General features: G+C 52.6%; 37 protein-coding genes. 36 read left to right on the top strand and 1 reads right to left on the bottom strand.

All coding sequences use genetic code 11. The annotated features are described in order from the left end of the window. Positions 1 to 42: 42 nt before the first annotated feature. Entirely contained in the window at positions 43 to 438 is a 396-nt protein-coding gene (locus tag LCS67_RS08450) for a helix-turn-helix domain-containing protein (RefSeq protein ID WP_000660736.1), read from the bottom strand. Positions 439 to 537: 99 nt separating this feature from the next. Here LCS67_RS08450 and LCS67_RS08455 point away from each other — a divergent pair, with 99 nt between their 5' ends. The 36 genes from LCS67_RS08455 to LCS67_RS08630 all read left to right on the top strand — a co-directional run bounded on the left by LCS67_RS08455 (position 538) and on the right by LCS67_RS08630 (position 23,579). Next, positions 538 to 780, top strand: coding sequence for a transcriptional regulator (locus tag LCS67_RS08455; protein WP_000643689.1), 243 nt, complete (start codon positions 538 to 540; stop codon positions 778 to 780). Then, complete coding sequence (locus tag LCS67_RS08460) at positions 740 to 1,114, top strand: CII family transcriptional regulator (RefSeq protein ID WP_010835408.1); 375 nt, start codon at positions 740 to 742, stop codon at positions 1,112 to 1,114. The genes LCS67_RS08455 and LCS67_RS08460 overlap by 41 nt, the downstream gene beginning before the upstream one ends. A 91-nt stretch (positions 1,115 to 1,205) precedes the next feature. Next, the gene (locus LCS67_RS08465) at positions 1,206 to 2,042 is read left to right on the top strand and encodes a replication protein (RefSeq protein ID WP_046597590.1); all 837 of its coding nucleotides are present in this window, start codon (positions 1,206 to 1,208) and stop codon (positions 2,040 to 2,042) included. Next, positions 2,039 to 2,734 (top strand): replication protein P, encoded by a 696-nt coding sequence (locus LCS67_RS08470; RefSeq protein ID WP_045718387.1) that lies wholly within the window; start codon positions 2,039 to 2,041, stop codon positions 2,732 to 2,734. The genes LCS67_RS08465 and LCS67_RS08470 overlap by 4 nt, the downstream gene beginning before the upstream one ends. Before the next feature lie 151 nt (positions 2,735 to 2,885). Continuing rightward, entirely contained in the window at positions 2,886 to 3,281 is a 396-nt protein-coding gene (locus LCS67_RS08475; RefSeq protein ID WP_371062116.1) for a hypothetical protein, read from the top strand. A 109-nt stretch (positions 3,282 to 3,390) separates the two neighbouring features. Continuing rightward, entirely contained in the window at positions 3,391 to 3,891 is a 501-nt protein-coding gene (locus tag LCS67_RS08480) for an ead/Ea22-like family protein (RefSeq protein ID WP_045718384.1), read from the top strand. Further along, a complete protein-coding gene (locus LCS67_RS08485) occupies positions 3,888 to 4,802 on the top strand; it encodes a DUF550 domain-containing protein (RefSeq protein ID WP_046597594.1) in 915 nt (304 codons plus the stop codon). The genes LCS67_RS08480 and LCS67_RS08485 overlap by 4 nt, the downstream gene beginning before the upstream one ends. 151 nt (positions 4,803 to 4,953) lie before the next feature. Continuing rightward, positions 4,954 to 5,586, top strand: coding sequence for an Nmad5 family putative nucleotide modification protein (locus LCS67_RS08490; RefSeq protein ID WP_016062831.1), 633 nt, complete (start codon positions 4,954 to 4,956; stop codon positions 5,584 to 5,586). Positions 5,587 to 6,074: 488 nt separating this feature from the next. Further along, a complete protein-coding gene (locus tag LCS67_RS08495; protein WP_001217669.1) occupies positions 6,075 to 6,308 on the top strand; it encodes a DinI family protein in 234 nt (77 codons plus the stop codon). Positions 6,309 to 6,424: 116 nt separating this feature from the next. Further along, complete coding sequence (locus tag LCS67_RS08500) at positions 6,425 to 6,673, top strand: hypothetical protein (protein ID WP_071841283.1); 249 nt, start codon at positions 6,425 to 6,427, stop codon at positions 6,671 to 6,673. 34 nt (positions 6,674 to 6,707) lie between these two features. Further along, the gene (locus LCS67_RS08505) at positions 6,708 to 7,310 is read left to right on the top strand and encodes a DUF1367 family protein (RefSeq protein ID WP_000929790.1); all 603 of its coding nucleotides are present in this window, start codon (positions 6,708 to 6,710) and stop codon (positions 7,308 to 7,310) included. Then, positions 7,310 to 7,516, top strand: coding sequence for a hypothetical protein (locus tag LCS67_RS08510; RefSeq protein ID WP_001241019.1), 207 nt, complete (start codon positions 7,310 to 7,312; stop codon positions 7,514 to 7,516). The genes LCS67_RS08505 and LCS67_RS08510 overlap by 1 nt, the downstream gene beginning before the upstream one ends. 2 nt (positions 7,517 to 7,518) lie before the next feature. Then, a complete protein-coding gene (locus LCS67_RS08515; RefSeq protein ID WP_039501156.1) occupies positions 7,519 to 8,130 on the top strand; it encodes a recombination protein NinG in 612 nt (203 codons plus the stop codon). Then, positions 8,127 to 8,267, top strand: coding sequence for a YlcG family protein (locus tag LCS67_RS08520; RefSeq protein WP_000801757.1), 141 nt, complete (start codon positions 8,127 to 8,129; stop codon positions 8,265 to 8,267). The genes LCS67_RS08515 and LCS67_RS08520 overlap by 4 nt, the downstream gene beginning before the upstream one ends. Then, entirely contained in the window at positions 8,264 to 8,953 is a 690-nt protein-coding gene (locus tag LCS67_RS08525) for a bacteriophage antitermination protein Q (RefSeq protein WP_001097244.1), read from the top strand. Before LCS67_RS08520 ends, LCS67_RS08525 begins: the two co-directional genes overlap by 4 nt. Before the next feature lie 200 nt (positions 8,954 to 9,153). Further along, complete coding sequence (locus LCS67_RS08530) at positions 9,154 to 9,495, top strand: phage holin, lambda family (protein ID WP_162264800.1); 342 nt, start codon at positions 9,154 to 9,156, stop codon at positions 9,493 to 9,495. A gap of 2 nt (positions 9,496 to 9,497) precedes the next feature. Next, positions 9,498 to 10,112 (top strand): glycoside hydrolase family 19 protein, encoded by a 615-nt coding sequence (locus LCS67_RS08535; protein ID WP_001005893.1) that lies wholly within the window; start codon positions 9,498 to 9,500, stop codon positions 10,110 to 10,112. After that, a complete protein-coding gene (locus LCS67_RS08540; RefSeq protein WP_039501158.1) occupies positions 10,109 to 10,543 on the top strand; it encodes a hypothetical protein in 435 nt (144 codons plus the stop codon). Before LCS67_RS08535 ends, LCS67_RS08540 begins: the two co-directional genes overlap by 4 nt. A gap of 153 nt (positions 10,544 to 10,696) precedes the next feature. Further along, on the top strand, positions 10,697 to 11,185 hold the full coding sequence (locus LCS67_RS08545; RefSeq protein WP_024148414.1) for a hypothetical protein: 489 nt from the start codon (positions 10,697 to 10,699) through the stop codon (positions 11,183 to 11,185). 46 nt (positions 11,186 to 11,231) lie between these two features. Then, entirely contained in the window at positions 11,232 to 11,582 is a 351-nt protein-coding gene (locus LCS67_RS08550) for an HNH endonuclease (RefSeq protein ID WP_023231277.1), read from the top strand. A gap of 124 nt (positions 11,583 to 11,706) precedes the next feature. Then, positions 11,707 to 12,201 carry a phage terminase small subunit P27 family gene (locus LCS67_RS08555; RefSeq protein ID WP_023231279.1) on the top strand — a complete coding sequence of 165 codons (495 nt, stop codon included), beginning with the start codon at positions 11,707 to 11,709 and terminating at the stop codon, positions 12,199 to 12,201. Beyond that, positions 12,198 to 13,931, top strand: coding sequence for a terminase large subunit (locus LCS67_RS08560; protein ID WP_039501161.1), 1,734 nt, complete (start codon positions 12,198 to 12,200; stop codon positions 13,929 to 13,931). Before LCS67_RS08555 ends, LCS67_RS08560 begins: the two co-directional genes overlap by 4 nt. 11 nt (positions 13,932 to 13,942) lie before the next feature. After that, a complete protein-coding gene (ymfR, locus tag LCS67_RS08565) occupies positions 13,943 to 14,125 on the top strand; it encodes a protein YmfR (protein WP_000605609.1) in 183 nt (60 codons plus the stop codon). Next, positions 14,125 to 15,366 (top strand): phage portal protein, encoded by a 1,242-nt coding sequence (locus LCS67_RS08570; protein WP_023231283.1) that lies wholly within the window; start codon positions 14,125 to 14,127, stop codon positions 15,364 to 15,366. Before ymfR ends, LCS67_RS08570 begins: the two co-directional genes overlap by 1 nt. Next, positions 15,344 to 15,994: an HK97 family phage prohead protease gene (locus LCS67_RS08575; RefSeq protein WP_024148415.1), complete on the top strand. Its 651-nt coding sequence runs from the start codon at positions 15,344 to 15,346 to the stop codon at positions 15,992 to 15,994. The genes LCS67_RS08570 and LCS67_RS08575 overlap by 23 nt, the downstream gene beginning before the upstream one ends. Positions 15,995 to 16,008: 14 nt before the next feature. After that, entirely contained in the window at positions 16,009 to 17,214 is a 1,206-nt protein-coding gene (locus tag LCS67_RS08580) for a phage major capsid protein (RefSeq protein ID WP_023231285.1), read from the top strand. 50 nt (positions 17,215 to 17,264) lie between these two features. Further along, a complete protein-coding gene (locus LCS67_RS08585) occupies positions 17,265 to 17,465 on the top strand; it encodes a hypothetical protein (RefSeq protein WP_000601353.1) in 201 nt (66 codons plus the stop codon). A 2-nt stretch (positions 17,466 to 17,467) separates the two neighbouring features. Next, positions 17,468 to 17,791 carry a head-tail connector protein gene (locus LCS67_RS08590; RefSeq protein ID WP_000927378.1) on the top strand — a complete coding sequence of 108 codons (324 nt, stop codon included), beginning with the start codon at positions 17,468 to 17,470 and terminating at the stop codon, positions 17,789 to 17,791. Continuing rightward, the gene (locus tag LCS67_RS08595; RefSeq protein ID WP_039501164.1) at positions 17,788 to 18,192 is read left to right on the top strand and encodes a phage head closure protein; all 405 of its coding nucleotides are present in this window, start codon (positions 17,788 to 17,790) and stop codon (positions 18,190 to 18,192) included. Before LCS67_RS08590 ends, LCS67_RS08595 begins: the two co-directional genes overlap by 4 nt. After that, complete coding sequence (locus LCS67_RS08600) at positions 18,164 to 18,676, top strand: hypothetical protein (RefSeq protein WP_048348920.1); 513 nt, start codon at positions 18,164 to 18,166, stop codon at positions 18,674 to 18,676. The genes LCS67_RS08595 and LCS67_RS08600 overlap by 29 nt, the downstream gene beginning before the upstream one ends. Then, positions 18,673 to 19,233, top strand: a complete 561-nt coding sequence (locus LCS67_RS08605; RefSeq protein ID WP_100521876.1) for a hypothetical protein — start codon at positions 18,673 to 18,675, stop codon at positions 19,231 to 19,233. Before LCS67_RS08600 ends, LCS67_RS08605 begins: the two co-directional genes overlap by 4 nt. Positions 19,234 to 19,236: 3 nt before the next feature. After that, positions 19,237 to 19,401 carry a DUF2635 domain-containing protein gene (locus LCS67_RS08610; protein ID WP_000497739.1) on the top strand — a complete coding sequence of 55 codons (165 nt, stop codon included), beginning with the start codon at positions 19,237 to 19,239 and terminating at the stop codon, positions 19,399 to 19,401. Beyond that, a complete protein-coding gene (locus tag LCS67_RS08615) occupies positions 19,391 to 20,887 on the top strand; it encodes a phage tail sheath subtilisin-like domain-containing protein (protein WP_047590468.1) in 1,497 nt (498 codons plus the stop codon). The genes LCS67_RS08610 and LCS67_RS08615 overlap by 11 nt, the downstream gene beginning before the upstream one ends. Then, positions 20,887 to 21,243 carry a phage tail tube protein gene (locus LCS67_RS08620; protein ID WP_000515952.1) on the top strand — a complete coding sequence of 119 codons (357 nt, stop codon included), beginning with the start codon at positions 20,887 to 20,889 and terminating at the stop codon, positions 21,241 to 21,243. Before LCS67_RS08615 ends, LCS67_RS08620 begins: the two co-directional genes overlap by 1 nt. After that, positions 21,240 to 21,566, top strand: coding sequence for a phage tail assembly protein (locus tag LCS67_RS08625; protein WP_000588851.1), 327 nt, complete (start codon positions 21,240 to 21,242; stop codon positions 21,564 to 21,566). The genes LCS67_RS08620 and LCS67_RS08625 overlap by 4 nt, the downstream gene beginning before the upstream one ends. Before the next feature lie 84 nt (positions 21,567 to 21,650). Then, positions 21,651 to 23,579 (top strand): phage tail tape measure protein, encoded by a 1,929-nt coding sequence (locus tag LCS67_RS08630; protein ID WP_031608922.1) that lies wholly within the window; start codon positions 21,651 to 21,653, stop codon positions 23,577 to 23,579. Positions 23,580 to 23,584: the final 5 nt, after the last annotated feature.

Raw genomic sequence — 23,584 nt, forward strand, 5'->3', positions numbered from 1 at the left:
GTTGAGAATGAGTCATTTTGATAATTACTCCGAGCTTTTATCTTAATCTTCGCGCGTTCGAATCCTTCCCTTCATGTACTTCTCGTACATGGCATCCAGTTCCTTGAGACGAAGCGATAATACCCGAAGAAAATTCTGCTTTTCCTCGTCATCTGGAAGCTGGCGATATAGTTCGAGCAGTCTCCGTTCGTCGGCCTTTAAACCGTCCCTCTCGTCGACCTCTTGGCCAAGAACCCACTCAAGACTCACCCCAAGCGCGTCTGCCAGTTTTATCGCCGAGCTTTTCCCAATTGTACCGCGCACAAACCAGTTATTGACCGACTGAGCACTGACCCCGCAAATGCGAGCCATGTCCGACTTGGTCAACTTTTTAAGTTCGAGGATCTCGTTGAGCCTCTGCACTTGTGGGTGATTAATCTGATGAGTTTTTTCTTTCATAACACAATTCTAAACCAAAAGTTTATTAGCTCAATATTCAAAATGTTGACATTATGATAAACATTTTGTTTAATTTGGCTGTTGCCACTGGAGTCAAATATGAAAGCAATTGATAAAGCCATTACCAGAGCAGGAACCGCAACCCGGCTTGCTGAACTACTGGAAGTAAGCGCAATGACCATCAGTCATTGGCGGAATCGTTATCAAGGAGTGGTTCCTGCCGATCGAGTACTTCCAATTTACAGCGCTACTGGTGTTACCCCACACGAACTGCGCCCTGATCTCTACCCAAACCCAACAGATGGATTACCAAGCCAAGAGGCATCAGCCAAACAACCATAGAGGATATTTACCCATGGAGAACGCAATTGCACGAAAGTTAGACCCACCAGAAATCAACCCGATTGAAATAGAGAGCGTCCTGCTCAACCGGCTTGCATCGGTAGGTCAGAAATCTTACGCCGAGCATATGGGCATCAGCGAGTCGACAGTCAGCAGACGTAAAGCTGAGGGATATTTCTGCAACATGGCGAAAGAGCTGGCTTTTCTTGGAATTCAGGCCGCGCCACCGGAGGCGGTACTGGTATCCAGAAACTATCTCACAGCCGTAGAGATTCTCGCTGATGCCGGGCTAAAGGCTGAACGAGCCAGGCCGGATGCGCTGGGGTGGGACTGAAAATGGTAGCAACCAAAAAGGCGAAAGCCGCGGTGAGGGGTCACCAACGGCTTTCTGGTGGAATTAACTGGATCAATTCACAGGAGTAATTATGGCAAACACTGCTGAAGTAATCAATTTTCCTGTGCCTGACGTGGCACATAAGGAGCCGCGCGTGGCAGATCTCGATGATGGGTTTACGCGCATCGCCAATGAGATCCTTGAGGCTGTAATGCATGCAGGTTTGTCGCAGCATCAGCTTTTGGTGTTCATGGCTGTCATGCGCAAAACATACGGCTTCAATAAGAAATCTGACTGGGTCAGTAACGAGCAGCTCTCGGAGCTGACCGGCATTCTCCCTCATAAGTGCTCATCTGCAAAAAGCGCCCTGGTTAAGCGGGGGATATTAACTCAAACCGGTCGTGTTATCGGGATTAATAAAACGGTCAGCGAATGGTCATCTTTACCTGAAAAAGGTACAGAAAAAAAAACTTACCTGAAAAAGGTAAATTTACCTGAATCAGGTAAGAAAAGTTTACCCGAATCAGGTAACGGCTATTACCCAAATCAGGTAAACACAAAAGACACTATTACAAAAGACAGTAAAGACAATAGTAATAACCCCCCTAAATCCCCCCGGGCGGTTTCGTTCGATGCGTCAAGTGTTCAGTTGCCTGACTGGCTGTCTTCGATCACCTGGTCTTCATGGGTTGAATACCGCCGTGACCTGAAAAAGCCGATTAAGTCTCAGCAGACCGTGACGCAGGCTATCAACCTGCTCGACCGCTGCAGGCTGAACGGATACACACCTGAAGAAATTATTAACCGCAGTATTGCGAATGGCTGGCAGGGTCTGTTCGAACCTGACGGACAGGCGAAGCGCAGCAGAGATATCGATCAGGAAAGTATCCACTGGAACAGCCCGGATGCATGGAGGGATTTCCTATGAAACCTGAACTCTACCGCGCAATAAACAATCGGGATGGCGCAGCGATGGCAAGCATAGCCGGGGGCAACCCTGAGCATGGCCGGGTTGTGAATTCAGACGCTGAGCGCCTTGTTGACGCGCTGTTCATGCAACTGAAGCAGATTTTCCCGGCCGCGACGCAAACCAATCTCCGCTCCGATGCTGACGAGCGAGTAGCTAAGCAGCAATGGATAGCGGCATTTTCAGAAAATGGCATCCGCACCCGCAAGCAGCTATCCGCCGGAATGCAGAAAGCCCGTTCCAGCCAGTCTCCGTTCTGGCCGTCGCCAGGTCAGTTTATTTCGTGGTGCCGTGAGGGGAGTGGAGTACTCGGGGTCAGTGTTGACGACATCATGGGCGAATACTGGCGTTGGCGGAAGCTTGTTTTCCGTTATCCGACCAGTGAGCAATTCCCCTGGAGGGATAAAAACCCGCTGTATTACCACGTCTGCCTGGAGCTGCGCCGCCGTGGAACTGAGGGGCAATTAAGTGAAAAGGAACTTATCCGGGCCGCTGGCGATATCCTACATGACTGGGAAAAGCGAGCTCTTGCAGGTAAACCCATACCGCCTGTTCGTCGCGCTTTATCCGCGCCGTCGCGGGATCGCGGTCCAACGCCAGCCGAGATGTTAATGGCGAAATACAAACAACGCAAAGACGCCGGTCTGATTTAACAGGAGCAACCAAATGAAAGAACGTGGAATAACTGATGGTTTAACCATGAATCAGCTTGCGGAACGTAATGCTGAACACGTAACTACCATAGCGGCACTGGAATCCAGATGCGCGGCGCTGTCTGCAAAGCTGAGCATGATTAACGACCTTATGGAAGCCACCGAACAAGCAAACAAACTGGCGCAGGACGCAACGGAAAAGCTGGTTCAGGAGCGTAATACGCTGGCTGCGGAGAATGCGGGGCTGAAACACGCAATGGCCGTAACTCTTGAGCATGTGTCGGTCACGGACGCAGGACAGGCCGGAGTAGCTGCGATGATTATCAATGATGCCCTGCACCACGGCGAAACCCCAGCCACCGACGCTTTCCTGGCTGAGGTGCGTGCGCAGGGTGTGGAGATGTTCGCAGATAAATACAGGGCGCAGCTCACCGCATTGCCAACAACTTCAGAAAATATTTTTGATGCAGCGCATGTGAGCCTGCGCTACCAGATTTTTGATGCTGACGAGTTCGCCGCCCAGCTTCGCAAAGGAGTGCAGTCATGATTACGGGAACCTCAAATTACGACGAAGTGCCGACGATACCCTGCAAAATCTGCGGCGGTTATTTCAAAGCCGATGATCCAGAAAATCACAAATGCGAGGGGCCAGCCCAATGAGCAACATCGACAAACGTGCGCTGCGTGAGCGCTATTCACCAAAACCTGCACCTGAATGCCACATTTGCGGCAAAGAAATGACAATACAGCGCATGTCTGCCAGTCGAATTACCTATGGCTGCACGGGCGCGACCTACGACGATAAAGGTTGCCACTACGCAGAAGGCCGCAGTATCGCAGATGACCATTATGAACAGTCTCGCGTCACTGTCGTCGATGTGAGCGACCCGGATGTGCTGGCGCTGCTGGATGAGCTGGACAGCGCCAACGGTTACGCCAGCGCATACGAGGCTGAAAAATGGCATTACCACGGACTGGCAGAGTCTGAGGGTGAGCGAGCAGATCGGGCAGAAAAGCAAGTGGAAGAATTAACGATGTGGATTAAGCGCCTGGCCTACTCGCTTAGAAACACCAGACCAGACAGCAAGTTACATATCGATGCAATGGACTATTTGAGCAGCAAAGGGTTAATCAGTGTGGAGGATGTATTGAGATGACCACTATTACCAAAGAATGGCTACAGCAAACCATCGCTGAATTTGAGAACACTCGTGACGATATTCCGTTTGGACTGAGCGATGACGACGCCAAAATTCTTATTGTGCTGAAGCAGACACTGGCAGCGCTTACCGCTGAACCTGTGCGATATCTAAATAAATTTTCAGGTACATGCGTGACGTTAGAGCAGCAGTCAAACGCTGCTGATGATGTTGCCGTGTATATGCCGTTATATGCTTCCCCGCCAGCTTCAGAACGCGAACAGGTTCGCCGCGAGCACGCCGAATGGTCTGATAAGACGTTCGGCGATGTTGGGCCAGTAGGGCCGCTGAAACATCTCTCAAAAGAAGCATTGGAAACTGCCGCAGAACCTGACGACCTGAGCGAGTGGGCCGATATGCAATTCCTGTTATGGGATGCGCAAAGACGTGCTGGTATCAGTGACGAGCAGATTACCCTGGCGATGGTAGAAAAGCTGGCGGTGAACAAGAAGCGCGAATGGCCTGAACCGAAAGACGGCGAGCCACGACTGCATATCAAAGAGCAGCCAGCGCCGGTAGTGCCGGATGAAATGGCGACATCTGATGACATGAATCTTTATCAAAAGAGCTTTGCGCAAGGCTGGAACGCCTGCCGAGCTGCCATGCTTCAGGGTGGCCAACCTGTAAGTAATCGTGATGAGTTGAGCTCCCCAGTAATTCCGGATGGCTATGCGCTGGTGCCGATCGTTCCAACCGAGTACATGGTGATTAACGGCTTCGAGTCTGAGCCAGATCCACATTTCAGCGACGAAAAAGTGTGGGCGGAATACGAAGCGTTAAGCGGGTGTCGACGGGCTGCGCGACGGGCTGAGTTGTGCTGGGCGGCGATGATTAAAGCGGCACCAAAACAGGAGGGAAATAATGGATGAACTGGCCTGACGCATTTTTATATGTCGGGATAGCGTGGGCTTTTGCATATGCCATAACGCGCATCTGAATAATTAATTAACCGTAAAAACGTTTTTAAACACCGCTCACGCGGCGGGATTCGTACAACCTGAATTATACAAGGTGAAAAATATGAACCAGACACTGAATAAATCCATTAAAGAGAAAATCGTGGATAATGCACTGGCAAAAGCTGGTATTCCGCAACGGAAGAAAGCCCTGCGTGCTGCCCGGGCAGACTGGGCGGAACGTGTAAGGCTGGCGGCAATTGGCGGACCGGAAGCCGAGTCTGAGGTATTAAAAACCGAAAAGAAAATTGCAGCGCTTATTGCGAAACTGCCCGAAGAACTGAGGACAAACTATACGTTTGTCAGATATGACAGCGATATTTATCTGAATCTGGCGGGTTCGCGTGTTACTGCATACTTCAACGGCAATTACCGGCACAATGAGCCGGGTTCACCAGACCATATCCAAAAAATAACCCCCTATGAATACACCTTACTGGCAGATGACCCACTCGTTACCGAGTTCTACAGCTTCGATGCGCTTTACAGGGAAATAAAAAGCGACGAAACAGACATCCGCCAGAACGTCACCGCCGCACTGGATAAAGCCAGAACGGTTAAGCGACTGCTGGAACAGTGGCCTGAAGCCAAAGAACTGTTACCTGCTGAAGATGCGGTTGTTCCCCTGCCTCCTGCTATTCGCCGGGAAGCGCTGAACGAGATGATTGGGCTACCTTCTGAAGCAATTCAGGAGTAGGCATTAGTACAAAATCAAAAAATACGAATCAGTGATTTGTAATCAACATTTCTTAGGTTTGTAGATATGCGAATAATAACCAGGAAGAAACCTGCGTTCACTGACCTGTACCAGACTGGTGTTCTGACGCGTATAGCAGCCGTTAAGACTGACAGTGGCGGCTGGCGCCTGTTTGGAGTGTGGCGTGATCAGGATATCGCTGTATTTGTGGAAGCGGCGCGCGGCGGCATCCGGGAATGGTCCGGTTTAAATTATCTGGCTGAGTTTGTGTTCAGTTGCGGCATTAGTCTCTGGGAGGTTCACAACAAGACGGATCGGAAAATTCCGGCATGAAGTGTTGCGTCATAACCCGCTGCGGCGGGTTTTTTCGCCTAAAATCTGATATGAAACAACATGCTAGCTTTTGCAAAAAGTGCTATTCACCTCTTGAATATTCTTTCTAACAGGTATACTGTGTTTATATACAGTAGTTAAATGTAGAGGGAATTATGAGAATTGAACTTGTTATCAGCCGGACAAAACAGCTTCCGGAAGGTGCCGTTCCTGCGCTTGAAAAAGAATTAATTACCCGTCTCCAGAATCAGTATGAAAACTGCAACTTAACCATCCGTCGAGGCAGTCAGGATGGTCTGAGTATCGTCGGTGCTGCTGATGGCGATAAAAAACGTATACAGAGCATTCTGCAGGAAACGTGGGAAAGCGCTGACGACTGGTTTTATTAACATTGCGCTTAATGCTGGCGCGCATTTTTCAGAATACCGCAATTTGCGTATCCCTTTGATGCTGCTGCCGACAATTTTTAACCGCGCCTGTACATCGCCTGAAGGGAGAACAAAAATTGAATAATTCAGCTTTGCAAAAGTCAGAAGATAGCTGGTATGACATTGTAAGAAGATCTGATGGCTGCGTGGTGTTTAGCTTTCCATCATCAGGCAGGCATCTTATCTATCGTGTAAATGGCATGGTATCTATGCGTCCTTTGCTGGATGATGAAGAAGTTTTTACTCCCAACGGTTTTATGCATTTTATTCGTCGTCTCGGCTACCGGGTAATACCACCTTCTGATAATATGAAATCAACGGCCTGAACAACCGTTAACCTTCTGCGCCACGGAGAATACCATGGCGCACGAATTACAACTCATCAAGCAGTCATCTGGAATTCTGATCCCCGCAACGCCGGAGACCAGTGATATTCTGCAATCAAAAATCAAACTCGGCGCCGTGCTGGTGGCTGAGTTCCGTCAGGTGAGGAATCCTGCATTCCATCGCCGCTTTTTCGCGTTGCTTAATCTTGGGTTTGAATACTGGGAACCCACCGGCGGCGCCATTTCTGCCAATGAGCGCAAACTGGTAAACGGTTATGCAAAGTTTCTCGCTGCATATGGCGGGAATGAAAGCGCATTACTGGATGCGGCTGAACAGTATCTGGAACAGATTGCAAACCGCCGGGTAACAAACGGGATTAGCCTGTGTAAATCATTCGATGCCTACCGCGCATGGGTGACGGTTGAGGCTGGTCACTATGACGCCATCCAGTTACCGGACGGCACCCTTCGCAAACATCCCCGCAGCATCGCTTTTTCCAGTATGGATGAGGTCGAATTTCAGCAGTTGTATAAATCTGCGCTTGATGTTCTCTGGCGATGGATTTTATCACGGACATTCCGTACTCAGCGCGAGGCCGAGAACGCCGCCGCCCAGCTCATGAGCTTTGCGGGGTGATGGCGATGAAATACTCCTGGTTCCATCATCATGACTGCACAACCGAGCAGGCCGACACGCTGATATCGGATTATCAGAAGCGGGGCGTAAGGACAGAAAAGAGCCTGAACCCTGACTTCATTACCTGGACTGTCAGCGCGAAATTACCTGAATATGCACACCGGGTGCGGACGCCAAAATCCTTACGCCAAAAGGTCTGGGGGTGAACATGGCTAAATTACCGCGCCGTAAGTGCGTAAACAAAGAATGCCGCCAGTGGTTTCACCCGATACGCGAGGGGCAGATCGTTTGCTCGTACCAGTGCGCCAGCGCCGTCGGCAAAGAACAAACCAGAAAAGCTCGCGAAGCCGCGCAACGTAAGGCGCAATCCCTTCAGCGCGCCGCTGAGAAAAAAGAACGCGCCACCTGGCGCCAGCGGAAAGCCGCGGTTAAGCCGCTGAAGCACTGGATTGACTTGACGCAGCGCGCCGTAAATGACATTTGCCGCGAAACCGAACTGGCAGAAGGACTCGGTTGCATCTCCTGTGGAACGAAGACGGCGTTCGCATGGCATGCAGGCCATTACAGGACTACGGCCGCCGCGGGGCATCTGCGCTTCACTCGCTTCAACATCCATCTTCAGTGTGATGTCTGCAACGTCTACAAATCAGGGAACATCGAAGCATATCGTACTGCGCTGGTTGAGCGTTACGGTGAGGCGGCGGTGCTGGCACTCGAGAACAATAACACCCCGCACCGCTGGACGGTCGAGGAGCTGAAGGAAATCAGGCTCGCGGCTCTGGCGGATCTGCGTGCGCTAAAAAAGCTGGAGGCCGCATGAAACCAGAACTGATCGAGATACTCCGCATGCGCTGGCAGCGCCTCCGCATTTACCGCCGTCCGGGGTCGGTGTTGGTTGACTACCGCATCCTGCGCAATTTTGTTCGTATTTATCAGTTCACAGGATTTACTCAATGAACACTCAATACCTCCAGTATGTACGTGAGCAGCTAATGGTAGCGACAGCCGATTTAAGCGGGGAGACTAAAGGGCAGCTTTTGGCCTGGCTGGAGAACGCGCAATTCGACACGAAAAACTATCCCCGAAAAAAACAGCGTATCTGGAACGAGGAAACAGAAAGCTGGATAACGTTAAATAACCCGCCAATCCCCGGCAAGCAGTCGCTGGCGAAAGGAAGCGCTATCCCGCTGGTGAAGCCTGTGGAATATTCCACTGCCTCATGGCGCCGGGCGGTTCTTTCACTCGATGAACACTACAAGGCGTGGTTGTTGTGGAATTATAGTGAGAATACCTGCTGGGAACACCAGGTCGAAATAACAAGTTGGGCGTGGTGCGAGTTCAGACAGCAGCTTGCAGGGAGGAAGATGGCTGGCAAGACAGTGGAGCGGCTGAAGAAACTTATCTGGCTGGCGGCGCAGGATGTCAGAGAGGGGCTGGCCGGACGATACGTCTACCAGCAACAGGAGCTTGCCAGCCTGTGCGGGGTTAAGCCTGACAACTGGAGCCACAACTATGCGGACTACTGGCGCGCGATGAGTAACATCTTTAAGAGGCTTGATACCGAATCTCTGCTTTGCCTGGTGAAAACAAGATCACAACAAAAAGCGACCTTTTCGCAGCAGGGTATTGCAAAAGTCAATTAAATAGCATACATTTTGAGTAAATCTGATATCGTCGCCATAGCTTCAATCGTCGACCAAACAAATTCAAGCCTCGCCATCGTGCGGGGCTTTTCTGTTTGTGCCGTCCGGAATAATCCCTCTGAGTTTTGTCGTTAATCCACCGGGCGGCCTTCCTACTTCACACTGCGCCATCCGAGCTATCGGAGGTGAGGCTTATGAAAATGCACAACGATCCCCATTCCTGGCAGGGCTGGCTGGAGCTGTTCCAGAGCTGGTGGCGAGGAGATACCCCGCTGGGCGCTGTTCTGATGTCGTTATTTATGGCTGGTCTGCGCATTGCCTATTTTGGCGGTAACGGTGGCTGGAAGAAAAAAACACTCGAAATTCTACTTTGCGGCGCCCTGACGTTGACCTTCTCATCTGCGCTGGAATATTTCGGCTGGCCCAAGTCCCTGTCTGTTGCGATAGGTGGCGGCGTCGGCCTTATCGGCGTGGATGCGATCCGCGGCTTTGCAATGAAGTTTATCAGTGGTCGTATCGGTGGGGATAATAACAAGGTTTAATCATGAACGAGTCTCAATTTCAGCAGGCGGCTGGTATCAGCGCCGAACTGGCCGCGCGCTGGTTTCCGCACATTGATGCGGCGATGAAGGAATTCGGCATTACAGCACCAGCGGATCAGGCGATGTTTATCGCTCAGGTAGGCCATGAGTCGATGGGGTTTAGCGCCGTAGTTGAAAATTTTAACTACACGCCATCTGCGCTGGTGGCGACGTTCGGAAAGAGGATCACACAGCAGCAGGCTGATGCCCTTGGCAGAACATCCGGACATGCAGCTCGTCAGGATGCTATTGCCAATCTGGTGTATAGCAACCGGCTGGGTAACAAAGCACCCGGTGATGGCTGGAAATATCGTGGTAGAGGATTAATTCAAATCACTGGCCTCCATAATTATCGCATCTGTGGCGCGGCGCTGAAGTTAGATCTGGTGACTTCACCTGAACAACTGGAACAGGAACTACAGGCTGCGCGCTCAGCTGCATGGTTCTACACCTCTAAAGGTTGCATGATCTACGGTGCCGATATTAACCGTGTTACGCGCATCATTAACGGCGGTTTGAACGGTATTGAGGATCGTAAGGTCCGATACAACAAGGCGCGGGCGGCGCTGCTGGTATGAAGATGAGTTATTGGGCGCTCATTTTAACGTTTATTGCTTGTGTCGCTGGTGGTCTTGTCTGGTCAGCGAATCACTATCATGGAAAGTTTCTGGAGGAGCAGAAGCGTGCTGATGCTGCGGAACAGCGAGCTGATTCTACTGAGGCTATCACCGAGAATGTTCTGCGTACTATGGCAATAACGAACATCATTCAGGAGGCGAATCAACATGCAAAACAGCAGATCGCACTGGAGTCACAGAGAACCCAGGAAGATATCAAAGTGGCTGTTGCGGATGATGATTGTGCTGTACGCCTTGTGCCTGCTGCCGCTGCTGACCGGTTGCGGAAATACGCGGACAGTTTACGTAACAGTACCTCCAATTCCGCTTCCAGCTACTCTGACTTTGGAAACTCCAGTACCGCACATCCCCGATACTCTGACCTATGGTGACAGTCTGGAGTTGAATGTGAGTCTGTTGTCAGCGTTGGAACAGTGTAATCTTGATAAAGCGACAATAAAAAGTATCGATGCTAACAAGTAAAAGGGCCTGCACCTTTATAGAGATGATTCCGTGTTAATATCGCCCCTTTAACGGGAGGCATTATGATGGATTGGAATATGTTGTCTGCTATTGGAGCTTGTTGTTCGGCTATCGCGTCTTGGGGGGCGTTGTGTTATGCACGCAAGGCGTTAAACACATGGAATAGACAAGAGCAATTTAAAGTAAAGTTAGAGTTTAAAAGAGCTTTACTTGAGCTGGAGGATGCCTTTGAGGCAATGCCAGATAATTGGAATTCCACACAATATAGAATAGCTAGAACAAGAGTTGGACAGCAGTATAATGCTGTTGTTCACCGAGTTGATGATGAAGCACAGCTATATTTCAAGAAAGAAGACCTTAAATCAGCATACCAGAATGCAGTGAGAGCATGGGTTTTATGTGAAGGGGGGATTAAAGATAAAAGTATACATGCTGAATGGAAACAACTCAGGACTGGTTATAGTCAATATATTCTGACTGGTGGAAATAAAAATTGCTACTTATCAAAAATAGAAAAAATATATTCTAGAATTGTAGTGTTCATAGATTAATTTTTATATGAGAGAGACAAGTACTCTCTCATTATGGATATTTTACATGCCACCACGAACCCCAAAAGCCTGCCGCGTTCGCGGCTGCCGCAATACCACCATAGATCCGTCAGGCTATTGCGAAAGCCACAAAAGCGAAGGCTGGAAGCAATACAAACCAGGCCTGTCACGTCATCAGCGCGGTTACGGTTCGAAGTGGGATACCATCCGTGAACGTGTGCTGAAGCGTGACAAAGGCCTGTGTCAGTTATGTCTGCGTGCCGGTGTGGTGCGTGAGGCGAAAACCGTTGACCACATTATCCCTAAGGCGCATGGCGGCACTGATGCAGACAGTAATCTGCAGAGTCTGTGCTGGCCGTGTCATAAGGCGAAGACGGCCTGTGAACGGCTGAAGTGATAATAACTCTCAACTGTCTGAGGGGAGGGGAGGTCAAATCTCTGTGACCTGACGTCTTCTGGACTGCCCGCCTCATCGTTTTTTTATACCCGCGAAAAATGAAATTTAACCAGGAGTGCCGCATATGGCTGGAACGGCGGGGCGTTCCGGGCGTCGCCCCAAGCCAACGGCGCGCAAGGCGCTGGCCGGAAACCCCGGCAAGCGAGCCCTGAACAAAGATGAACCTGTTTTTACGCCCATCAAAGGTGTTGAGCCACCGGAGTGGTTCGCAGAAGAAGCTCTCCCTCTCGCCACGATCATGTGGCAACTGACAACCAAAGAACTCTGCGGTCAGGGCCTGCTGTGCGTGACTGACCTGGCGGTACTTGAGCGGTGGTGCGTGGCCTATGAGTTCTGGCGACGTGCCGTGAAAAATATTGCCATACAGGGCAACACCATCACCGGTGCAATGGGCGGCATGGTCAAAAATCCGGAGCTGACCGCCAAAAAAGAACAGGAGTCCGAGATGAGCAGCACGGGTGCAATGCTCGGACTCGACCCCAGCAGCCGCCAGCGTCTGATTGGCCTGGCGGGGCAGAAGAAAGCCACTAACCCGTTTCTGAAAATCATCGAGTCATGAGCCGGAAATCTTACCCCAACGTAAATGCTGCCAATCAGTATGCCCGTGATGTCGTGCGCGGAAAGATTGTGGCCTGCCAGTTTGTGATTCAGGCCTGCCAGCGCCATCTTGATGACCTGATGGCGGAAAAAAGTAAGTCGTTTCGTTACCGCTTCGACAAGGACCTGGCTGAACGGGCCGCGAAATTTATTCAGCTGTTGCCACACACCAAGGGGGAGTGGGCATTCAAACGGATGCCCATCACGCTGGAGCCGTGGCAGCTCTTTGTGATCTGCTGCGCGTTTGGCTGGGTCAATAAAGGCTCCCGGCTGCGCCGCTTCCGGGAGGTGTATACCGAAATCCCCCGTAAGAACGGCAAATCGGCAATCTCTGCCGGTGTTGCCCTGTATTGTTTTGCCTGTGATAACGAGTTTGGCGCGGAAGTGTATTCCGGTGCCACGACAGAGAAACAAGCGTGGGAAGTCTTTCGCCCGGCGCGACTGATGTGTAAACGCACACCAATGCTGACGGAAGCGTTCGGGATTGAGGTTAACGCCTCAAACATGAACCGTCCGGAGGATGGCGCGCGGTTTGAACCGCTGATCGGTAACCCCGGTGATGGTTCATCACCCCACTGTGCGGTGGTGGATGAATATCACGAGCACGCCACCGATGCGCTTTACACCACGATGCTTACCGGGATGGGGGCGCGACGTCAGCCACTGATGTGGGCCATTACTACTGCCGGGTACAACATTGAGGGGCCGTGCTACGACAAGCGGCGGGAAGTTATCGAGATGCTCAACGGGTCGGTACCCAACGATGAACTGTTCGGGATCATCTATACCGTTGATGAAGGCGATGACTGGACCGACCCGCAGGTGCTGGAAAAAGCTAACCCGAATATTGGCGTGTCGGTTTATCGCGAATTTTTGTTAAGTCAGCAGCAGCGTGCGAAAAATAACGCCCGTCTGACAAACGTCTTTAAAACAAAGCACCTCAATATCTGGGTGTCGGCACGTTCGGCGTATTTTAACCTGGTGAGCTGGCAGAGCTGCGAGGATAAATCACTGACCCTTGAGCAGTTCGAGGGGCAGCCGTGCATTCTGGCCTTTGACCTGGCGCGTAAGCTGGATATGAACAGTATGGCGCGACTTTATACCCGCGAGATTGACGGTAAAACGCATTACTACAGTGTGGCTCCGCGCTTCTGGGTACCGTATGACACGGTGTACAGCGTCGAGAAAAATGAAGATCGCCGGACAGCCGAACGCTTTCAGAAATGGGTGGAAATGGGCGTTCTGACCGTTACCGCTGGTGCGGAGGTGGATTATCGCTACATCCTCGAAGAGGCCAAAGCGGCGAACAAAATCAGCCCGGTCTGTGAGTCACCCATCGACCCCTTCGGGGCGACCGGGCTGTCGCATGACCTTGCTGATGAAGACCTGAACCCCATCACCATCATTCAGAACTACACCAACATGTCCGATCCGATGAAAGAACTGGAAGCGGCGATTGAATCGGGACGTTTTCATCATGACGGCAATCCCATCATGACCTGGTGTATCGGCAACGTGGTCGGCAAAAACATGCCGGGTAACGATGATGTGGTGAAACCCGTCAAAGAGCAGGCGGAAAACAAAATCGATGGTGCAGTTGCGCTGATTATGACGGTTGGCAGAGCCATGCTGTACGAAAAAGAAGACACGCTGTCTGATCACATTGAGTCCTACGGGATCCGCTCGCTTTAACTGAGGTAATTATGATCATGCTGATTCTCGCGCCTCTGGTGGGCGTGCTGGGTGCGCTTTTGCTGGCGTATGGTGCCTGGCTGATTTATCCCCCGGCGGGTTTTGTTGTTGCCGGGGCGCTGTGCATGTTCTGGTCGTGGCTGGTGGCGCGATATCTCGACCGTACACAGCAGTCTGTCGGCGGAGGTAAATAGTGTTCTTTTCGGGATTATTTCAACGAAAAAGTGACGCGCCGGTGACCACGCCAGCAGAGCTGGCGGATGCTATCGGGCTGTCATACGACACCTATACCGGAAAGCAGATCAGCAGTCAGCGGGCCATGCGACTGACGGCGGTTTTTTCCTGCGTCAGAGTGCTGGCAGAGTCGGTCGGGATGTTGCCCTGCAACCTGTATCACCTGAACGGCAGCCTGAAACAGAGAGCCACTGGCGAACGTCTGCATAAGCTGATCTCCACGCATCCCAATGGCTATATGACGCCGCAGGAGTTCTGGGAGCTGGTGGTCACCTGTCTGTGCCTGCGGGGCAACTTTTATGCCTACAAAGTGAAAGCATTTGGCGAAGTGGCTGAACTGCTGCCCGTCGATCCCGGTTGTGTGGTGCCGAAGCTTAACAGTAGCTGGGAGCCGGTCTATCAGGTCACATTCCCGGATGGCTCCACGGATGTACTGAGCCAGGAGGATATCTGGCATGTGCGCACGCTGACGCTGGACGGACTGGTGGGGCTGAATCCCATCGCCTATGCCCGCGAGGCAATATCGCTGGCGGCAGCGACCGAAGAGCACGGGGCCAGACTGTTCAGCAATGGCGCGGTGACGTCGGGTGTGTTGCGTACAGAGCAGACGCTGTCGGATCAGGCTTATGAGCGCCTGAAGAAAGATTTTGAGGAGCGTCACACCGGGCTTGGTAATGCTCACCGCCCGATGATCCTTGAGATGGGGCTGGACTGGAAGTCGATGGCGCTGAACGCCGAGGACAGCCAGTTCCTGGAAACCCGCAAGTTTCAGCTTGAAGAAATCTGTCGTCTGTTCCGGGTGCCATTGCACATGGTGCAGAACACCGATCGCGCCACCTTCAACAATATTGAAGAGCTGGGGCTGGGATTTATCAACTATTCACTGGTGCCGTATCTGACCCGCATCGAACAGCGGATCAACACCGGACTGGTACGAAAAAGTAAGCAGGGCGTTTTTTACGCCAAATTTAACGCAGGAGCGTTACTGCGTGGGGATATGAAGTCCCGTTTTGAAGCCTATGCCACCGGGATCAACTGGGGGATTTACTCTCCCAATGACTGCCGCGACCTGGAAGATATGAATCCGCGTCCCGGTGGTGATGTCTATCTCACACCGATGAACATGACCACGAAACCCTCCGATGGCAGTAAAACTGGTAAGCAGAAGGATAACGCCAATGCAGACGAAACAACGTCTTGATGTACCGCTGAGTCTTAAATCTGTCAGTGACTCCGGTGAGTTTGAAGGGTATGGCTCCGTCTTTGGTGTAAAGGACAGCCACGATGATGTGGTGATGTCCGGGGCATTTGCTGCTTCCCTGCGGGAGTGGAGTGACAGAAAAGCGTTACCTGCGCTGCTCTGGCAGCACCGCATGGATGAGCCCATCGGTGTTTACAACGAAATGAAGGAAGACGATGTCGGGCTGTACGTTAAGGGGCGATTGCTCATTGATGATGATCCCCTGGCAAAACGCGCACATGCACACATGAAGGCCGGTTCGTTAACCGGCCTTTCTATTGGGTACGTACTGAAAGACTGGGAATACGACCGGAGCAAAGAAGCCTTTCTGCTGAAAGAAATCGACCTCTGGGAAGTCAGTCTGGTGACGTTCCCGTCAAACGATGAGGCACGGATCAGCGACGTCAAGAACGCGCTGGCCCGCGGGGAAATCCCCGAACAGAAAAAAATCGAAAGAGTCCTGCGTGATGTCGGACTCTCCCGTACCCAGGCCAAAGCATTCATGGCCGGGGGCTATGGCGCACTGTCCCTGCGCGACGCTGAGGATGTGGGCTCTGCACTGAATGTACTGAAAAATCTGAACTTCTAATCAGGAGAAATACGATGGCGGTTGATATTAAAGATGTGGAACAGGTCGCGCAGGAACTTCAACAGAAGTTTGACGACTTCAAAGCAAAGAACGACAAGCGCGTTGAGGCGATTGAGCAGGAAAAGGGCAAGCTTGCCGGGCAGGTGGAAACCCTGAACGGGAAACTCAGCGAGCTGGAAAATCTCAAAAGCGACCTTGAAAAAGAGCTGCTTGAGCTGAAACGTCCGGCAGGTGGAGCGCAAAACAAGGTGGCTGCAGAACATAAAGACGCTTTCGTCGGCTTTCTGCGTAAAGGCCGCGAAGACGGTCTGCGCGATCTGGAGCGTAAGGCGTTGCAGGTGGGCACTGATGAGGATGGTGGTTATGCCGTGCCGGAAGAGCTGGATCGCAGCATTCTCAGCCTGCTGAAAGATGAGGTGGTGATGCGCCAGGAGGCCACGGTGATCACCGTGGGCGGTTCCGACTATAAAAAACTGGTGAATCTGGGTGGTACGGCTTCCGGATGGGTCGGCGAAACTGACACGCGTTCCCAGACCGCTACTTCCAGGCTGGGACTGATTGAGCCTTTCATGGGGGAAATCTACGGCAACCCGCAGGCCACCCAGAAAATGCTGGATGATGCCTTCTTCAACGTGGAAGCCTGGATCAACAGTGAACTGGCGACCGAATTTGCCGAACAGGAGGAAATTGCCTTTACCACTGGTGACGGCACCAAGAAGCCGAAAGGGTTCCTGGCCTATGAATCCACCGAAGAGTCCGATAAGGCTCGTGCGTTCGGTAAACTTCAGCACATCGTATCCGGTGAAGCGACCGCGGTGACCGCTGATGCCATCATTAAGCTGATTTACACGCTGCGTAAGGCGCATCGTACCGGCGCGAAGTTCATGATGAACAACAACAGCCTGTTTGCCATCCGTCTGCTGAAAGATACCGAGGGTAACTATCTGTGGCGTCCGGGGCTGGAACTGGGACAGCCATCCTCACTGGCGGGTTACGGTATCGCTGAAAACGAACAGATGCCGGATATCGCCGCCGATGCGAAAGCCATTGCGTTTGGTAACTTCAAACGGGGTTACACCATCGTTGACCGTATCGGCACCCGCATCCTGCGCGACCCGTACACCAACAAACCGTTTGTCGGTTTTTATACCACCAAGCGCACCGGGGGTATGCTGGTCGATTCACAGGCTATCAAGCTGCTGAAAGTCGCTGCTGCGTAATCACTGGTGGGGCGCTGAACGGCGCCCCTGTTCTGACAGGTGAGGGAATCATGATCCTGAAACAAGATCTCAAATGGTCGCCAGACGGTCTGCGTGTTGAAATCATTCGTGCCGGTGAACACGACGACAGGATACTCCCGGCCCGGGTGCAGGAGATTGCGCTTCAGACCGGGTTAGCAGAGTGCGAAACCAGTGCAAAAAGCAATAAAGCGGTGAAAGAGAAAAAATCCACGACCAGTCAAGAGGGCTGAGTATGCTTCTGAGCGTGGAAGAAATTAAAGCTCAACTCCGGCTGGATGAGGATTTTGAAGCCGATGAGCGCTACCTGCAACTGCTGGCCAGAGCGGTACAAAAGCGGACGGAGACGTATCTGAACCGGAAGCTCTATGCGCCGGATGAAACCATTCCGGACAGCGATCCTGACGGACTGCTCCTGCAGGATGATATCCGTCTGGGGATGTTGATGCTTATCAGTCATTTCTACGAAAACCGATCTTCCGTCACGGAAGTGGAAAAACTCGATATGCCACAGAGCTTTGGCTGGCTTGTCGGTCCATACAGGTACTTTCCACAATGAAAATTCGTCAGGCGCAGACCAGCGCAACTTACATATTGCCTGACCCCGGCGAGCTGGATAAACGGATAGCGATTCGCCTGCGTGTGGATGAGCCGAATGATGATTTTGGCGTGTCCCCCTCGTATCCGGAGGAAATCCGCACCTGGGCGAAGATGGCCCAGCCCGGAGCGGCGGCCTATCAGGGCTCCGTACAGACGGAAAAAATCGTGACGCACTATTTCACGATCCGCTGGCGCCGGAATATTACCGCCGATCATGAAGTGTTCTGCGACGGGCAGGTTTACCGCATCCGGCGCATACGCGACCTGAACAGCAAACGTCGTTTCCTGTTGCTCGAATGCGAGGAACTGGGCACTGAACGGGGAGAGGGCTATGCAGAACAAAGCGTTTTTACACGTTGATTTTGAACAACCGGAAACGCTTGTTTTTAACCGGGCGCGTTTGCGCCGGGCGTTTGTCAGTATCGGGCAGGTACATATGCGTGATGCCCGCCGCCTGGTCATGAAGCGGGGGCGTTCCGGACCCGGCGATAATCCTTCATACAGAACGGGAAAACTGGCACGCTCCATCGGGTATTACGTTCCGCGGGCATCCAGTCGCCGTCCTGGATTGATGGTGAAAATTGCCCCTAATCAGAAGAACGGGGAAGGGAACCGCCCGATCTCAGGCGCATTTTACCCTGCATTTCTGTTTTACGGTGTACGGCGCGGCGCAAAACGTAAAAAAGGGCATCACCGGGGGGCCTCCGGTGGCAGCGGCTGGAAAATTGCTCCCCGCAACAACTATATGGCGGAGGTTCTGGATAAACGCCGCAGCTGGACACGTTATGTGCTCTCCCGCGAATTGCGAAAATCACTCCGTCCTCAGCGAAGGAAGAAAAAATGAAATTAACCCCGATTATTGCGGCACTTCGCAGCCGTTGCCCTCGGTTTGAAAACCGTGTGGGTGGCGCAGCGCAGTTTAAAGCGATACCGGAGGCCGGAAAGCTCAGACTACCAGCCGCGTATGTTGTGCCAGCCGAAGACGTCACGGGTGAGCAGAAATCGCAGACCGACTACTGGCAGGATTTGACGGAGGGTTTTTCCGTCATCGTGGTACTCAGCAACGAACGGGATGAAAAAGGGCAGTGGGCTTCTTACGACGCAGTTCACGACGTCAGGCAGGAAATCTGGAAGGCGCTGCTGGGGTGGGAGCCGGATCCGCAGGCGCATGAAATTCAGTATGCGGGTGGGATGCTTCTCGATCTGAACCGCCACGAACTGTATTACCAGTTCGACTTCACGGTGAAGTATGAAATTACCGAAACAGACACCAGCCAGCAGGATGATCTGGACGGCCTGCCCGACCTTAAAACGCTCAGTATTAATGTTGATTTTATCGAACCCGGTACCGGGCCAGATGGCGACATCGAGCACCACACCGAAATTACATTTCAGGAATAAACCATGTTTGTGAAACCCGCAAAAGGGCGATCGGTTCCCGATCCGGCCCGTGGCGACCTTTTACCTGAAGGAGGTCGAAATGTTGATGAGAATAACTACTGGCTGCGCCGCGAGGCCGCTGGGGATGTCCGGCGCACGAATAAAAAGGTGAAAACAAATGGCGATTAGTTTTAATTCCATCCCGTCAGATACACGGGTTCCGCTGTTTTATGCCGAGATGGATAACTCGGCGGCAAATACCGCCCGGGACAGCGGGGCATCACTGCTGATTGGTCACGCCAGCAATGATGCGTCAATTGCCGTCAACAGTCTTGTTCTGGTGTCATCGGTTGATTATGCCCGTCAGATTTGCGGTGCCGGAAGCCAGCTGGCCCGTATGGTCGGGGCGTACCGTAAGACCGATCCATTTGGCGAACTGTATGTCATTGCCGTACCTGAATCCACAGGCGCGGCAGCAACCGTCGCTTTGACGGTAACTGGCGAAGCGACGGAAACCGGAACGGTGAATGTCTATACCGGCCGAACCCGCGTTCAGGCTCCCGTGACCAGCGGTGATGACGCTGCGGCGGTGGCTGTGAGCATTAAGGATGCGGTCAATGCAAACCCTGATCTTCCCTTTACGGCAACATCAGAAGCGGGGGTGGTGACACTGACTGCGCGCCACAAGGGGTTATATGGAAATGAAATTCCGGTCACTCTCAATTATTACGGCTTTGGCGGTGGGGAGGTGTTACCGGCGGGTGTGAATATTACGGTTGCCAGCGGCGTGAAGGGGGCTGGTGCGCCAGCTCTTAACGACGCGGTGGCAGCGATGGGAGATGAGCCGTTCGATTATATCGGCCTTCCGTTTAACGACACGGCATCGGTGAACACGATGGCAACTGAAATGAATGATTCCAGCGGTCGCTGGAGTTATGTCCGGCAGTTGTATGGTCACGTTTATACGGCGAAGACGGGGACTCTGTCGGAGCTTGTGGCCGCGGGTGACCAGTTTAACCTGCAGCACATCACCCTGGCGGGCTATGAGAAAGACACCCAGACGCCTGCTGATGAACTGGCTGCAAGCCGTACTGCCCGTGCTGCGGTTTTTATCCGTAACGATCCGGCGCGCCCGACCCAGACCGGGGAACTGGTGGACATGCTGCCGGCACCGAAAGGCAAACGCTTCACGACGACTGAACAGCAGACGTTACTTTCCCACGGTGTGGCAACGGCGTATGTGGAAAGCGGCGTGCTGCGTATTCAGCGGGATATCACGACGTACAGGAAAAATGCGTATGGTGTGGCGGATAACAGCTACCTTGACAGCGAGACGCTGCATACCAGTGCTTATGTGTTGCGCCGTCTGAAATCTGTTATTACCAGTAAATACGGGCGCCATAAACTTGCTAATGATGGTACGCGTTTCGGGCCTGGTCAGGCCATTGTCACGCCTGCCGTTATCCGTGGTGAGCTGGGATCAACATATCGCCAGATGGAGCGGGAAGGCATCGTGGAAAACTTCGATCTGTTCCAGCAACATCTGATAGTTGAGCGTAACGCGAACAATTCGAACCGCCTGGATGTGCTGTTTCCGCCTGATTATGTCAATCAGTTACGTGTGTTTGCAGTGCTTAACCAGTTCCGTCTGCAGTACAGCGAGGAGGCTGCATAATGGGAAAAATTGCGGGAACAACGTATTTCAAAATCGATGGACAGCAACTGTCGGTAACCGGAGGGATTGAAGTCCCCATGAACACCAAAGTTCGTGACGACGTGATTGGCCTGGATGGTTCCGTTGACTACAAGGAAACCAGCCGGGCACCGTATACGAAGGTGACCGCCAAAGTGCCGAAAAACTTCCCGGTCGATAAAATTACGTCTTCTGATGTTATGACCATCACATCAGAGCTGGCAAATGGTCAGGTGTATGTTCTCTCAAACGCCTGGCTGCACGGCGAAGCCAACCATAACCCGGAAGAGGGCACCGTGGACCTTGAGTTCCACGGTGAGGAGGGATTTTACCAGTGATAAAAGAACTTGTGCTCAAAAAGCCGATTATGGCGCATAACGAAAAGCTTCATGTGCTGGAGCTGCGCGAACCGTCCTACGATGAAATCGAAGCCATTGGTTTTCCGTTCACCGTTTCCGGTGACGGCGGCGTCCGGCTGGACAGTTCGGTTGCGCTGAAATATATCCCTGTGCTGGCAGGTATTCCACGCTCCTCGGCAGCGCAACTGGCAAAACTGGATATTTTCAAAGCCTGTATGTTGATCCTCAATTTTTTTACCCGGTCGGAGACGGAGGAGGACTCAGAAAGCGAGTCTACAACACCGCATACTTCTGGCGAATAAACCCCCTGGAGCTCCGGCGGGCGGCGATATCCGATTTTCTGGAGCTGGAGTCGGAGGCTGTCCGTATCAATGAGGAAATGAAGCATGGCTGACAGTTTCCAGTTAAAGGCCATTATCACTGCCGTTGACCAGTTATCGGGTCCGCTGAAAGGGATGCAGCGGGAACTGAAGGGATTTCAGAAAGAAATGGCCGGGCTGGCGATCGGCGCTGCTGCTGCCGGGACCGCTGTTCTTGGGGCGCTGGCGCTGCCCGTGAATGCTGCGATCGGCTTTGAGTCAAAAATGGCTGACATCCGGAAGGTGGTTGACGGCCTGGATGATAAAAAAGCATTCGCGCAGATGAGTGACGATATCCTGACGCTGTCCACACAGTTACCGATGGCGGCGGAGGGAATTGCAGAGATCGTGGCGGCGGGCGGTCAGGCAGGCATTGCCCGCGGCGATTTGATGCAGTTTGCGAACGACGCAGTGAAAATGGGTGTGGCGTTTGATACCACTGCCGAAGAGTCCGGTCAGATGATGGCGCAGTGGCGGACAGCGTTCAAACTGACGCAGGAAGACGTGGTTGTCCTGGCCGATAAAATCAACTATCTGGGGAATACCGGCCCGGCAAATGCGAAGAAAATTTCTGATATCGTGACGCGGATTGGTCCGCTTGGCGGTGTTGCCGGAGTGGCATCCGGCGAAATTGCCGCGATGGGCGCCACCATTGCCGGGATGGGGGTTGAATCGGAGATAGCCTCCACTGGTATCAAAAACTTCATGCTGTCGTTAACCGCAGGTAATTCGGCAACCAAAGCCCAGAAACAGGCTATGGCTTTCCTGAAGCTGAATCCCCGGAAACTCGCTGAGGATATGCAAAAGGATTCGCGCGGGGCCATGCTGAAGGTGCTGGACTCGCTCGCGAAAGTGCCAAAAGCTAAACAGGCCGCCGTCATGAATGCGCTGTTTGGCAAGGAGTCACTTAGCGCGATTGCCCCGCTGCTGACCAACCTGGATTTGTTACGCACCAATTTTGATCGTGTGGCTGATGCCCAGGAATATGGCGGCTCGATGCAGAAGGAATACGCATCCCGCGCGTCCACAACAGAAAACCAGCTGGTTCTGCTGAAAAACAGCGTCAATGCGATTTCGGTAACGCTGGGCGATACCTTCCTGCCCGCCATTAACGAAGCTGCAGAAGCGGTCATGCCTTACCTGGAGCAGCTCCGGACATTCGTTCGCGCGAATCCTGAACTGGTTCAGTCTGCGGCGAAGTTCGGCGCGGCGCTGCTGGCTGTTGGCGTATCCATTGGCAGCCTGTCCCGGGCTGTCAAAATCCTGAACAGTGTCATTAATCTCTCTCCGGCGAAAGTCGCCATTGCGGCGCTGGTGGCCGGCGCTATGCTGATCATTGAGAACTGGGACGATGTTGCTCCGGTGATTAAGGCGGTATGGCAGGAGGTCGATAACGTTGCGCAGGAGATGGGCGGATGGGAGACGGTGATTGAAGGGGTTGGTCTGGTTATGGCTGGTTCTTTTACCGTCAGGACCATTGGTGCCCTGCAGCAGTCCGTCCTGCTGGCCGGACGGCTTTCCGGTCTGCTGGGTAAAATTGGCCGGATGGGGGCCATGACGCTGACAATTGGCGTGGCGGTGTCACTCTTTAAAGAGCTTAAGGATCTGGAGCAGGGGGCAAAGGATGCGGGTATGGATGCTGGCGCATTCGCTGTACAGAAGCTGCAAACGAAGGAGCGTGAACGCGGGTATAACGGTTTTATTCCCAGACTCAAAGAGCTTCTTGGTATGGACACCCCGATTCCGCAGGGGCGTTATCAACCTTATGTGCCACTGACCCGGCGTTCTGGCGTACTCGAGCGAGCTGTCCCGCCATCAACGCAGCGCAGCGAACTCAAAGTGACATTTGAGAATGCACCACAAGGTATGCGTGTGACTGATATACCGAAATCCGGTAATCCATTGATGAACATCAGCCATGATGTGGGTTACTCACCCTTTCGTACATCACGATAAACCTG

This window comes from Salmonella sp. A7 (assembly GCF_020181675.1).
GTDB classification, from domain to species: Bacteria; Pseudomonadota; Gammaproteobacteria; order Enterobacterales; family Enterobacteriaceae; genus Salmonella; species Salmonella enterica.